Genomic DNA, 397 nt, shown 5'->3' with positions numbered 1-397 from the left:
ACTGGAACTCGACACGGTGCTGCTCGGTGGCCAACATCTACAGAGCCGCGCGCTGAGTGCCGAGGATGAGCAACACGCCTGCCAGCAGGCGGGCATCGTCGGTCGTGTTCACCAGACGGCCACGGCCATTATTGACCAACAGCGCGCGCTGATTGAGGCGACCTTTCCGCCGCTGAACCGCTGCCTGACCGGCTACGACCTGGCCCACTTACGCGACGCCGCCGGCCAGCTTAACCTCAATAGCCTGCTGTGCGGCTCGGAAGGCTCGCTGGGGTTTCTGAATGAAGCCGTTCTTAACGTGCTGCCGATTCCCCAGTACGCCACGCTGGTCAACGTGCGCTACCCAAGCTTTATGGCAGCCCTGCGCGACGCCAAGGCGTTGATGGCAAATGCCGAG

At 63.0% G+C, this 397-nt stretch carries 1 pseudogene; it reads left to right on the top strand.

The annotated features are described in order from the left end of the window. Positions 1-397, top strand: a pseudogene (locus ACT3XD_RS19755) (FAD-binding oxidoreductase); the annotation flags it as partial.

The organism is Halomonas sp. AOP7-B1-5, from assembly GCF_052353045.1.
Classification (GTDB): domain Bacteria; phylum Pseudomonadota; class Gammaproteobacteria; order Pseudomonadales; family Halomonadaceae; genus Vreelandella; species Vreelandella colorata.
Note: the sequence above shows the minus strand (reverse complement) of the source record. Positions and strands in the feature narration are given on the sequence as shown.